Here is a 13,072-nt window from a genome sequence, read left to right on the forward strand (position 1 = left end):
TATATATTTGATACGAGAGATACCTCTGCCGCCAGCATGAACCTGCGCCTTTACAACAAATCTTGGTGAGCCAAGTTGTTTTGCGGCATCATAAGCCTCATCCGCGGAAAAGGCTACTTTGCCTTTAGGTACGGCAACACCGAATTTACCCATTAATTCTTTAGCCTGATATTCGTGTATATTCATTTCTACTCCTTTTAAACAATATTGATATCCTCTCTTCATAGGGGCAAACCTGCGTGTCTGCCTTTACAAGAAAATGCCCTGCTGTCATTGCTATCCGCCTAATATGACGGATTAGAGGCAATTCATTGCCACTACAACCTCGTTGTTGCAAGCGCGACTTTGAGTTTTGATATCCATTCCGTTATTTTTATTTCTTTTGGACACGCCTCCATACAATTAAAAATTGTGTGGCATCTAAATACGCCGTGTTTATCGTTAACAAGATTGAGCCTTTCTTCTGCAGAGGTATCTCTCGTATCAAATATATATCTGTATGCCTTAACCAGTGCCGCTGGACCGATATATTCATCATCAGCCCAGAACGACGGGCATGACGATGTACACGCACCGCAGAGTATACATTTACTTGCATCCTCAATCAAAGCCTGCTCCTCAGGGGATTGCAAACGTTCACGATCCGGCAGAGGTTCATCATTTATTAGATACGGCTTTATTTTTATAAACTTATTATAGAATTTATCGAGATCCACAACCATATCCTTTATAATGGGGAATGATGGCAGAGGTTCTATAGTTACATTTTCACCCGTATCTTTGATAAGTGTCTGACAGGCAAGACCATTTTTACCGTTTATTTTCATTGCGCACGAACCGCAGATTGCATGACCGCATGACCTTCTAAAAGCAAGCGTCTCATCCTGGTGCCATTTTATATCGTTAAGACAGTTTAATATAGGGGTCTGCTCTTCCGCATCTACACTATATTCTTGATAATAAGTTCTATCATTTTCCGGATCATACCTCTTAATCTTGATCTGTACCTTCATTTTAATATCTCCTTTCCTGTGGTTTATATCTTGTTATAGAGACATCTCTAGTAGCAATTCTAGGAGTAGCTCCCTGTACCCTGAAAACGAGTGTATGTTTTAAAAAGTTTTGATCATCCCTTTTAGGATAGTCAACTCTTGAATGCGCACCGCGGCTTTCTTTTCTGTATATCGCGGATGCAAGCGTTGCTTCAGCATATTCAAGCATATTACCAAGCTCAATTGCTTCTTTCATTTCCATATTAAATGTTGAAGCTTTATCAATAAGCCTTACGTTCTCATATCTTTTCTGGAGCTCTTTAAGTGCACTAAGCCCTTCTTTAAGGGTTTTTTCATCTCTGAAAACAGAACATTTCTGCCACATAATATCCTGAAGGTTTTCTCTTAATTTGCTGACAAGCTCTTGACCCGTTGAATTCGTAAGGTTAGTAATCATCTCTACCGTTTGTTTGCCTTCATCGCCTTTCAATTCCGGCTTATCTACCTGTTGAATATATTTATACATGTGCTTACCTGCTTTTCTGCCAAACACAACGGTATCCACAAGTGAATTTGCTCCGAGTCTGTTTCCGCCGTGTACTGATTCACAAGCAGCCTCACCAGCCGCATACAATCCTTTAACCGTATTGCCTTTATCATCAGCGATAACAAGCCCGTCTTCATAGTTTGTTGGGATACCCCCCATGTAATAATGCATTGTCGGCATAACAGGTATCGGCTCTTTTGTACAATCTACACCGGCATAAGTTATCGTAAACTGGTATATCTCCGGCAGCTTTTCAAGTATTGCCTTTTTACCAATATGATGTATCTGAAGCAAAACATGATCCTTCTTAGGCCCCACGCCCCTGCCTTCCATTATTTCCGTGTATATGGCCCTGGAGGTAAGATCCCGCGGAGCCAAATCTTTGAATTCGGGTGCATATTTTTCCATAAATCTTTCACCTTTGCCGTTTAGCAGAAATCCTCCTTCGCCTCTGACACCTTCTGTTATAAGAATACCGAGGGGATACAAACCCGTTGGATGAAATTGAGGAAACTCCATATCCTGTAAAGGTAATCCAGACTTATAAATAAGACCAAATCCATCACCTGTAGACTCATGCGCATTTGATGTTACCTTGTAAATCCTTCCGCCCCCGCCAGTCGCGATTAAAACAGATTTAGCAGAGAAAACATGAACGTTTCTCTTTCTTAAATCATAGGCAACAACACCTTTGCAAACATTGTTATCAATAATCAACTGGGTAACCACAAATTCACTATAATAATGAACATTTTCTTTTATACTCTGTTCATATAGAGTATGCAGCATAACATGGCCCGTCCGATCAGCCGCATAAGCTATCCTGGGCCTTGAATGTCCTCCAAAATCCCTCTGTGCAATCTTACCGTCGGGCATCCTGCTAAACGGCACACCCATGTGTTCAAGCTCTATAACTGTCGGAGGCGCTTCCTTACACATGTACTCAATAGCATTCTGGTCTCCAAGATAATCGCTGCCCTTTACAGTATCAAACATATGCAATTCCCAGGAATCTTCACCTTTTGCTTTGTTATTATTAAGAGATGCTGCCACCCCGCCTTGAGCAGTCGTTGAATGCGAACGAGTTGGGAACACCTTTGTAATAACAGCAACATCTGCTATTGATGCGACTTCGATCGCCGCCCTTGTGCCGGCAAGCCCTGCACCAATTATTATAACATCATGATAATGATTTTTTATATTCATCTGCATTGTTCTCTCCTTATATTTTGGGTGTAAAAGTTATGATTGTAAGTGCGCCGAGTATAAGGAAAATGAATCCTGCAAGAACTATTGTTGAGTATATAACAATCCTCCAGCCGTCCTTATGTACGTAATCATCCACTATGACCCATAATCCTGCCATGCCGTGATATAGTGCAAATATAAGGAATGCAAGATCAAAGGTTTTCCAATATAGAGATGCGAGTCTTGGAGCCACCGTCTTATAATCTATCTCGCCTGTTCCTATAAAATGCATAACCGTAAAATGCACTAACAGCACAACTACAAGAAATATCCCTGTGATACGCTGATAAAACCACCTTTTTATACCTGAATTGCCTGAAACTAATTTAATATTCATATCCGCCTCCTATTGCAAATGTAAATGACTTAAAAAGGGTACCGCACCTGCAAAGAGCAGGATTATACCAATCGCCACTGTAGCCCAGAACAAAGGCTTCTGAATCAGTGAACCCTTTACAAAATCAATTATGATAATGCGCAATCCATTGATCGCATGATAAAGAATTACACCCCATAAACCGAGCTCTAATATTTTAAACATAGGTTGGTTCAAAAACTTCATAACGGTGTCAAAGCCCTGCGGGGTTTCAAGCCTGTGGATCACCCAGATGTGTATTAACAAATAACCAATCAAAGCCAAGCCCGATAACCTGTGCAGTATCCACGCAACTGTTCCTGAATGATACCTGTAACTAAACTCGTAAATCTTTTTCTTTGCCATTTATATGCCTCCTAAATTTGTTTATATACTTCTACACCTTTGACGTAAAGGTCATTACCGTAAGCATCATTTATGACAATAGCAGGAAAATCTACTACCTCAATCCTCCTTACTGCTTCAGGACCAAGGTCATCATAAGCAATGATATCAGATTTCTTTATGGACCTGGCGATCAATGCACCTGCTCCGCCTGTTGCGCCAAAATATACAGCCCTGTATTTTATGCAGGCATCAATAACATCTTTTGCTCTCCAGCCTTTTCCGATCATGCCTTTCAATCCCAGTTTTATCAGTGCCGGCGCATAAGCATCCATCCTGTAGCTGGTGGTTGGACCTGCGGACCCTATCGGTTTACCGGGTTTTGCAGGTGAAGGACCAACATAATATATGATCTGACCCCTTATGTCAAAAGGCAGTTCCTCTCCTCTATTTAACGCATCCACCATTCTCTTGTGTGCGGCATCCCTGCCTGTGTACATCACGCCTGTTATTAAAACACTGTCATCACTCTTCAGTTTTGATACCGTATCATCCGTTAAAGGCGCAGTTATTCTTATCACTTCTCCCATATTTGCCTCATATTATTATTTCTTTGTGTCTTGCTGAATGACACTGTATATTTACAGCAAGAGGTAAACTCGCTATATGGCATGGCTCAACAATAATATGGACTGCAAGAGCTGTAACCCTGCCGCCGAGCCCCATTGGTCCTATGCCAAGTTTGTTGATAGAAGTAAGCAGTTCATTCTCGAGTTTGTCAAGCTCCGGATCCGGATTCGGCACATCTAATGGTCTTAATAACGATTTTTTTGCAATGATTGCAGAACGTTCAAAGGTTCCGCCTATTCCAACTCCAACAATGACAGGAGGGCATGGATTTGATCCCGATTCTTTTACCCTCTCTACGATATACTTTTTTATACCTTCAAGTCCATCCGAAGGCTTCATCATCATCACCCTGCTCATGTTCTCACTGCCGCCGCCTTTTGCAGCCATCGTTATTTTTATTTTGTCTCCGGGAACGATCTCATAATGAATGATTGCCGGTGTATTATCGCCGACATTCTTTCTTGTAAACGGATTACAGGTGGACTTTCGCAAATAGCCGTCTTTATAGCCCTTTCTGACGCCTTCGTTTATTGCCTCCGTAATAAGCCCGCCTGTAATGTGTACTTCCTGTCCGAGCTCAACAAAAAATACGGCAAGCCCTGTATCCTGACACATGGGAACTTCTTCATTATGGGCTATCTCGTCATTCTCTATGATTTGCTTTAGAACATCCTTTCCCTGTGGAGAAACCTCCCGGTTATGTGCATCTCTAAGCACCTTCATAACGTCCTCTGGGATATCGAAATTAGCCTTGGTGCAAAGATTACCTACGGTCTCCGTGATCTGTTTTGCTTTTATTTCACGCATCCTATTTTACCTTCTCCAAATAATTTGTTTATTGATTTTACAGGGGGCAAACCTATGTGCTCGCTCTTTTTTGAATGAGTGATTTTCAATCGGGCAGATGTGGTATCCAAGCTCTGTCTGTGCCTGGCCTGCCCCTGCTGTTAAGGTCATAATAACTTCAACCCGTCTATCTCGTTCTTCTGTCTCGTTACTGCTTCTGCCGATTTATTAAGTGCCTGTACTTCTTCACCGTTCATTTTTATCTCAATAATCTTTTCTATGCCGCTTTCTCCGAGTTTTACCGGAACACCCATAAACACATTATTTAATCCGTACTCTTTAGTGCAAAGTGTTATAGCAGGTAGGATCTTTTTCTTGTCCTTTACTATCGACTCCACCATTTCCACCGCTGATGCGGCAGGTGCATAATAAGCGCTTCCCGTTTTCAGAAGCTTTACGATCTCACCGCCTGCTACCCTTGTTCTTGCAACAATAGCATCAAGCCTGTCCTTTGCTATAAGTTCACTTACGGGTATGCCTGCTACATTTGTATACCTCACAAAAGGCACCATCTCATCACCATGGACCCCGATAACAAACGCATTTATATCTTCTACCGATACACCCAGTTCCATGGCTATGAATGTTCTAAATCTGGATGAATCAAGCACACCGGCCATACCCATAACCCTTTCCTTCGGGAATTTGCTTGTCTTGTAAGCAACATAGGTCATCCCGTCAACAGGGTTTGCCACGACAATTATAATGGCATCAGGAGAATACTTTGCTACATTATCCGTAACCTCCTTAACGATTTTGACATTCGTTTGAAGCAGATCTTCCCTGCTCATACCCGGCTTTCTCGGCATACCGGATGTAATGACAATAACATCCGAATTCTTTGTTTCTTCATAACTGTTTGTACCTATAATGTTCACATCTGAGCCGTAAATAGGTCTTGCCTGCATAAGGTCAAGTGCTTTTCCTTGCGGCATGTCCTGAACTATATCAACGAGAACAACATCACCAAGTTCTATCGCTGCGAGCCTTTCTGCTGTTGATTCTCCAACATGGCCCGCACCAACTACCGTTATTTTTTTTCTTGACATAAAAACCTCCTTTTTAAGCCGTAGGCTTATTTTTAAATTTTTAATTTCCTGATTACACTGTCCATATTATCAACTATCGCTTTAGCAAACTCTGATGACTTCAGCAGTGCTGCACCTTCCATCTGCCTCTCAAGATCATAAGTAACTTTTTTCTGCTTAATAGTTTCTCCCAGGGATTCTTTAATCACTTGACTCACAGAATCCCATCCGAGATACTCAAACATCATTGCACCGGATAAGATCACCGATCCCGGGTTTACCTTATCCTGACCGGCATATTTGGGAGCTGTACCATGCGTTGCTTCAAATATTGCATAAGGAATACCTATGTTGCCGCCCGGTGCCATGCCGAGGCCTCCAACCTGTGCAGCGCATGCGTCTGATAGATAATCGCCGTTCAAATTGGGTGTTACAATAATATCGTATTCATCCGCCCTCGTGAGCACCTGCTGAAACATGTTATCGGCAATCCTGTCTTTTATAATAAGCTTGCCTGCCGGTGCCTTTCCATTATACTGTTTCTCTACTTCTTCTTCCGTAACTATCCTGTCCCTGAATTCCTCTTTTGCAACCTGATACGCCCATTCCCTGAACGCACCTTCGGTGTACTTCATTATATTGCCTTTGTGATCAATGGTTACGTTCCTACGTTTTTTATCAAGTGCATACTTGATAGCCATTCTCATAAGTTGTTTTGTTGCAGTTATGCTTATCGGCTTTATCCCTATACCGGAATCATCTCTTAACTTTGCCCCCATTTCATCCTTAAGAAACCTTATGAGCTTTATTGTCTCAGGCACACCCTGCGCCCATTCAATACCTGCATATAGATCCTCCGTATTCTCTCTGAATATTATTACGTCCATTTTTTCGGGGTGTTTAACAGGGCTTGGCACACCGGGAATGTATTTTACAGGTCTCATACACGTAAAGAGGTTTAATTTTTGCCTCAATGCAACATTCAGGCTCCTGATACCTCCGCCAACGGGTGTTGTAAGAGGTCCCTTTATCCCTACAATGTGCTCCTGAATAGCAGAAAGTGTTTCATCCGGCAGCCATGTATTAAATTTTTTAAATGCCTTTTCTCCGGCGTAGACCTCTTTCCATACGATCTTCTTTTTACCATTAAATACCTTTTTTACTGCAGCATCAAAAACAATCTGGGACGCGCGCCATATATCAGGGCCTGTACCATCACCTTCTATAAATGGTATAATAGGATCATCGGGAACTATCAACTTATCGTTTTCAAAACCTATCTTTGTTCCATTTGCCATAGTATATATCTCTCCTTTTATTATTTTATCATTCCGCTCTTGACACTAAATCCAGTTTTTATTTTTCATGGATTCCTGCTTTCGCAGGAATGACATTAATTATTCTTTACCGTATAATTCAACAAACCACCTTCTATGATGATCTCCACCTGTCGTGGTGTCAAGCTATGTTTTAAAAAAAGTTCTTTTCCTGTGCCTGTATGTGCGGCAATCCTGTTTGAACCGGTTATCTGTGTTTTTATGTCCTTAATCTCAACGGTATCCCCTTGTCTTATTGAGTCATAATCAGCCTCATTCTCAAACATCAGAGGGATAATCCCGAAGTTAACAAGATTTGCATAATGAATCCGCGCGAACGATTTTGTTATTACAGCCTTTACCCCGAGATACATAGGCGCAAGAGCTGCATGCTCTCTGCTTGAACCCTGTCCGTAGTTAACCCCGCCTACGATAAACCCGCCGTTGTTTTCTTTTGCACGCTTTGGAAAATCGGGATCAACCCTTTCAAAAACGTGTTCAGCCATTGCGGGAATGTTCGATCTGAAAGGCAGCACCTTTGCACCGGCAGGCATGATATGATCGGTTGTGATGTTGTCCCCGACCTTTAATAATATAACCCCTGATATTGTATCTTTTAAAGCCTCTCTTCTCGGAAGCGGCTTTATATTAGGACCTCTTACAATATCAACGCTCTCGGGTTTCCTGGAAGGTTTTATAATCATGCTGTCATCAATTATAAATTTTTTGGGCCACGCAATCTTAACGGGTTTACCCATCTTTCTCGGATCTGTTAATACACCTTTTATAGCTGATATAGCCGCTGTTTCAGGGCTTAACAGATATATCCTTGCATCGGGTGTTCCACTCCTTCCTTCAAAATTCCTGTTATAAGTTCTAATTGAAACTGCCGCGCTCGCTGGTGCCTGTCCCATACCGATACAGGGGCCGCAAGCCGTCTCAAGAATCCTTGTACCCGCAGACAGCAGATCGGATAATATGCCGTTTTTTGTAATCATGTTAAGTACCTGTTTTGAACCCGGAGATATGGCAAAGCTAACGTCGGGATGAACCTTTTTACCTTTCATGATCTTACCCACTGTTACAAGGTCTTTATATGATGAGTTTGTGCAGCTGCCTATTGCTACCTGATCTATTTTTAACCCTTCAACCGCTTTTACCTCTACCACATTATCAGGGCTATGCGGCTGGGCAACAAGCGGGACAACCTTTGATAGATCTATTTCTATAACTTCATCGTATTGAGCATCTTTATCAGCCATAAGATTTTTCCATTGTTTAACCCTGCCCTGTGCGGACATATAAGCCTTTGTCATCTCATCACTCGGGAATACAGACGTCGTAGCACCAAGTTCGGCACCCATATTTGTTATTGTCGCCCTTTCAGGGACAGAAAGGGTTTTAACGCCGTCTCCGCCATATTCAAAAATCTTGCCAACCCCGCCTTTAACAGTAAGCCTTTTCAATAGTTCCAATATGATATCTTTTGCGCTTACCCATGGCTTAAGCCTCCCTGTGAGTTTTACAAGAACAACCTTTGGCATACTAAGATAAAACGGCCCGCCGCCCATTGCTACAGCGACATCAAGTCCTCCTGCCCCTATTGAAATCATGCCAATCCCTCCGCCTGTCGGGGTATGGCTGTCCGAACCGAGCAGTGTTTTACCGGGTGCGCCAAAACGTTCGAGATGAACCTGATGGCATATACCGTTACCCGGCTTTGAAAAATGGATCCCGTATTTTGATGATATTGTCTGCAAAAACTTATGGTCGTCCGCATTTTCAAAACCAGTTTGCAATGTATTATGATCAACGTAACTTACGGACAATTCCGTTTTAACCTTCGGGATACCCATTGCTTCAAATTGTAAATATGCCATTGTGCCTGTTGCATCCTGAGTAAGTGTTTGATCAATCTTAATTGCTATCTCTTCGCCCGGAATCATCTTGCCTGATACAAGATGAGAAGAAATTATTTTTTGTGTAATATTCTGTCTCACATAGCCTCCTTAAAAAACTATAAGATATCTTGAATATTGTATACAAATTTGATTTTTACATTGTCAACAAAAACTATAATTTTTTATATGGCATTATCATAGCGCATACAGACTGCAAGTTCATTTGTAAAATTTAAAACCTTGTAAAAAGGGTAAAAGGATTCCGTCATCCGTATACTGCATAGGACATGAAAGATATAAAATGCAGGGTGTGTTTTGTGCTTCGAGCCACATATTACCATGTGCATTAAGCGCCAAATAAAAAAAGAAAAGGCGTGCATAAAGCACGCCTTGTAACAACGGATAAGAGACTAAGAGGTAATGTTAAAAAAGAAACCTGTATCCTCCCATAAGTTCATAGCTGCCAACATCAACGCTTGTACTTGAACCGTTAAAGGTAGCACTTTCACTGATTGGAAGTGAGATTTCAACAGTAACTGCCCCATTATGGGTTACTAAAAAGTCTGCTCCTCCGACAATTTCTAACCCAATACCGCTTCCACTTATAGAAGTTGAATAACCTCCACCACTAACAGAAATACTCGGACTGTTGTATACAGGACCAAGACCAAAGAATGGTGTTATCTTGCCCAAAGGTATTGTCCCGAGTGCATCGACTTTGATCGCGAAATTGCTGAAATTTTCAGTGGCGCCGTTTATATTAGCGCTTGAGACACCAAGATAATCAAGTTCCGCTGATACAGCAAAATACTTCATAAAATTATACCGCCCGTCAACTCCAACACCTACTCCTGGACCAAAATTATTTAATCCGGGATTACTGCCGTTGGGAAAGAAAATAATAAGTTTAGGTGCGACAGACCATACCTGATTTACTCTCCCATTATAATCCGCTTTTGAAGATACTGCAAATCCAATGATTATCAAAGATGCTAATATTGTCATACAGATTCTTTTCATACTTTTTTCTCCTTTTATTATTATTAGTTTTGTTACATTTATTAATGGAACAGCTTTCTTTTTGTCTTACAAACTAACCCATCCTCTATTTTCCCATTGGCAAGGACAGGACAGCTTAATTTGATATGTCTAAGCGTATAACACACGAAAAGTCACAAATTGGTCACATATTGAGATTTTTTGTAAAACAAAAAATGCATTTAAAAATAGCGATAGAGTTGTATCACTCCCTGCATTTGCTACAACAACCAAGTCAAAACGGCTTAAATATGACTCAACAGCTACAAATACCACTAAACTCGGGTATGCCAAGCTGATAATGATTTGCTGAAGATTTAGTTTATTTTTCAAGACCTTATAAAAAACGTCCCCAACGGGATTTGAACCCGTGTTACCACCTTGAAAGGGTGATGTCCTTGGCCGGGCTAGACGATGGGGACACAACAATCATACCCTACTGAGGGTATAATTCTCTAAAACTCTATAGAGATTCTTCACTTCGTTCAGAATGACACCGGTCATTCATGGTGGTGCAGCCACGAAGAATCTATTCTAAAAATGAGCCACGCGGGGCTCGGACCCGCGACCCCCTGCTTAAAAGGCAGATGCTCTACCACCTGAGCTAGTGGCTCTTAATCGATCTTTTCTATAAAATACCTTGCTGCTTTCAGATAATCTTTAACAGCATTCGTATCATAAATAAGTCCTCTAATACGTATCATCCTCTACAGGGACTTTTTTTAATATCTCTTTTGCATTATTTAGATATCTAATAGCATCTTTCATGTTAACACCGATTTTAAATATTATATACTGTAGAGATTATGTCAAGACAAAATACAAGCAATTAAACCCCTTGCTTTCACTTAACAGGAAGGGATGTCTACTGAAGTCCCCATAATATGAGTGCATATGGGGTCTAAATTCGTCCTTCCCGGTCCAGGCACCGCTGAAGCATCCCGCCTCCTCCGTAAACGGGGAGGGAATTTAAAAATAAAAAAATCCCCTCCCCTTTCAACTCTCTCCTGAGAGGAAGGGCGAGGGGGCTGTAAGAAAAATTATCTTTTTACCAGATCGGGTTCTCTGTTGTGAATGGTTTACCCGCGTTTGTCGTATCCGTAAACAACCCGTAGATGCCGCCTGCGATGAGCTTATCTAATGAATATACTGATGCTGACTGGAATCCTGCTGGTGTTGCTGCCGGACATGGAGATGATCCACAGAACTCAAGCATCTGACTTAAGTCGATTGAAAGTATGCCGCCAAATGTTGGATCAGCAAACGAGATATACGGGATCATTGCCGGTAATGATCCAAGTAAAGAAATACTCAAAGGACCTGCTGTTACAGGCACTGAAATGCCGTCTGGCGATATATTTGTGTTTGTACCATCTGTAAAGTGGCTTGCATCACCTGCTTCATAATACCACGGCATGCCGCCTGTTGTAGCTGTAATCTCTGCCTCTATCTGGAATTGATTCTGATCACCAGCATTACTTGCAAGCGTTGGTAAAAATGAGTTGATGGGCTTTGGAGTCTTAAAGTAGTAGTATGGATCCAGCGCTACCACGTTTGATGTAAAATCATCGCCTGTGAAGCCTAATGACTCAAGCAGGGGGTTTACATCCGTCGGTACTATCTGTGCAGGGCTGTTAGTTTTAAGGTTGCCAGCCATATTACTGAGTAGTGCAGATATTGCCGGCATAAACTTCTTTGATACGTTTGCCGGGATTGTAATTGTTCCATCCGAAGCTATACCGCTACCATTCATTGTAACCCCCAATCCACCGACCATACCTACTACATCTGTCACACAATTTGTCGTTGTGGTCGGATCGGTACAGCCAAGCTTTATAGTATCACCACCGTCAACCACACCATCTCCGTTTACATCCGTATACTGGATTATCTTTGCAGGATTGCCCGCATCTTTTGCAAGGGCCGCCGGCAGGTTTTGTATCTCCTGCATTGCATCAGCCATATCAGCACCTGCCTGAGTCATTAAAGTAGCTCCATTGGATGTGAAACCAAGGAATGAAGGACATTGATAATAAGCCGCACCTATTCCTCTTAATCCACCTATCTTGTCTGAACTGAATGTTGTCAAAGCAGCTTTTAACGGTGTCAGCTGTCCTATTAAGCATTGCACACCGAGTGTTTGTGCAGAAAGTGAAGCAATAGCGGCATTAAGCATATTTGCTGTTGAGCCGAGCACACTTGCCTCTGCAGGACCCCACTGAGTTCCAAAAGTCATCTGTATGTCAATATAAGGCAGAGATAATGAAGAAGACCCCCCGCCGACAGTGCCAAGGAGCGAAGATACCGTTGAAAGATCCGGCTTAATCTCAATTGGAAGCGCCGGCAAAGTAAACTCGCACCCCTGACTCTCTATGACAGCGGTTCTGGTTGGTATATCCTGCAAATCAATATTAACTGCCGTAAATGTATTCCCGATTGTATCTGTAAGCAGGTTGGTTATAAGATTTGCCACAAGCTCTGTTAACTGAACGTTTGCTGCGTCCTGGAAATCGGCAAGTGTCATTCCCCAGTTTGCGCTGCAATTATTTGGATCAGATTTAAGTACCTGAAGGAATGCAGATTTTGCTCCGGCCGGATTTTTCGCTGCAAGTGCGTCACTGCCCTGCTGTATAAGTTGTGCAACAGTTGGTCCGGTATTACCTTTACCTCCGCTGCCTGATGAACCGCAGCTTGATACCATCGCACCTGCTGTTATTAAACCAATTGCCAATAAACTAAACTTTGTTAATTTCATATTTCCCTCTCCTTTTATGTGTTATATTTTTAATCAATGAAAGCATGGGACGAATCATGATTCGCCCCATG

Annotated in this window: 12 protein-coding genes and 2 tRNA genes; all 14 read right to left on the reverse strand. The window is 41.9% G+C overall.

The features are described from left to right. Positions 1-186, reverse strand: a 186-nt coding sequence (sucC, locus tag M1381_10705; GenBank protein ID MCL4479545.1) for a succinate--CoA ligase subunit beta, incomplete at its 3' end; no start/stop codon positions are given. 131 nt (positions 187-317) lie between these two features. Continuing rightward, a complete protein-coding gene (locus tag M1381_10710; protein MCL4479546.1) occupies positions 318-1,013 on the reverse strand; it encodes a succinate dehydrogenase iron-sulfur subunit in 696 nt (231 codons plus the stop codon). Between the two features lies 1 nt (position 1,014). Next, a complete protein-coding gene (gene sdhA, locus M1381_10715) occupies positions 1,015-2,745 on the reverse strand; it encodes a succinate dehydrogenase flavoprotein subunit (protein MCL4479547.1) in 1,731 nt (576 codons plus the stop codon). A gap of 16 nt (positions 2,746-2,761) precedes the next feature. Next, positions 2,762-3,124: a succinate dehydrogenase, hydrophobic membrane anchor protein gene (gene sdhD, locus M1381_10720; GenBank protein MCL4479548.1), complete on the reverse strand. Its 363-nt coding sequence runs from the start codon at positions 3,122-3,124 to the stop codon at positions 2,762-2,764. A gap of 9 nt (positions 3,125-3,133) precedes the next feature. Further along, complete coding sequence (gene sdhC, locus M1381_10725; GenBank protein ID MCL4479549.1) at positions 3,134-3,508, reverse strand: succinate dehydrogenase, cytochrome b556 subunit; 375 nt, start codon at positions 3,506-3,508, stop codon at positions 3,134-3,136. 11 nt (positions 3,509-3,519) lie between these two features. Further along, positions 3,520-4,077 carry a Fe-S-containing hydro-lyase gene (locus tag M1381_10730; GenBank protein ID MCL4479550.1) on the reverse strand — a complete coding sequence of 186 codons (558 nt, stop codon included), beginning with the start codon at positions 4,075-4,077 and terminating at the stop codon, positions 3,520-3,522. 7 nt (positions 4,078-4,084) lie between these two features. Then, a complete protein-coding gene (locus tag M1381_10735; protein ID MCL4479551.1) occupies positions 4,085-4,924 on the reverse strand; it encodes a fumarate hydratase in 840 nt (279 codons plus the stop codon). Positions 4,925-5,070: 146 nt separating this feature from the next. Then, entirely contained in the window at positions 5,071-6,012 is a 942-nt protein-coding gene (mdh, locus tag M1381_10740) for a malate dehydrogenase (protein MCL4479552.1), read from the reverse strand. A 32-nt stretch (positions 6,013-6,044) separates the two neighbouring features. Beyond that, on the reverse strand, positions 6,045-7,289 hold the full coding sequence (icd, locus tag M1381_10745; protein MCL4479553.1) for an isocitrate dehydrogenase (NADP(+)): 1,245 nt from the start codon (positions 7,287-7,289) through the stop codon (positions 6,045-6,047). A 95-nt stretch (positions 7,290-7,384) separates the two neighbouring features. After that, positions 7,385-9,307 carry an aconitate hydratase gene (locus M1381_10750; protein MCL4479554.1) on the reverse strand — a complete coding sequence of 641 codons (1,923 nt, stop codon included), beginning with the start codon at positions 9,305-9,307 and terminating at the stop codon, positions 7,385-7,387. 324 nt (positions 9,308-9,631) lie between these two features. Further along, positions 9,632-10,228, reverse strand: coding sequence for a porin family protein (locus M1381_10755; protein MCL4479555.1), 597 nt, complete (start codon positions 10,226-10,228; stop codon positions 9,632-9,634). 365 nt (positions 10,229-10,593) lie between these two features. Further along, positions 10,594-10,668: transfer RNA gene (locus M1381_10760), tRNA-Glu, on the reverse strand. Positions 10,669-10,787: 119 nt separating this feature from the next. Continuing rightward, positions 10,788-10,860: transfer RNA gene (locus tag M1381_10765), tRNA-Lys, on the reverse strand. Between the two features lie 434 nt (positions 10,861-11,294). Beyond that, positions 11,295-13,001 carry a hypothetical protein gene (locus tag M1381_10770; GenBank protein MCL4479556.1) on the reverse strand — a complete coding sequence of 569 codons (1,707 nt, stop codon included), beginning with the start codon at positions 12,999-13,001 and terminating at the stop codon, positions 11,295-11,297. Positions 13,002-13,072 lie beyond the last annotated feature (71 nt).

This window comes from Deltaproteobacteria bacterium (assembly GCA_023382265.1).
Classification (GTDB): Bacteria; JAMCPX01; JAMCPX01; order JAMCPX01; family JAMCPX01; genus JAMCPX01.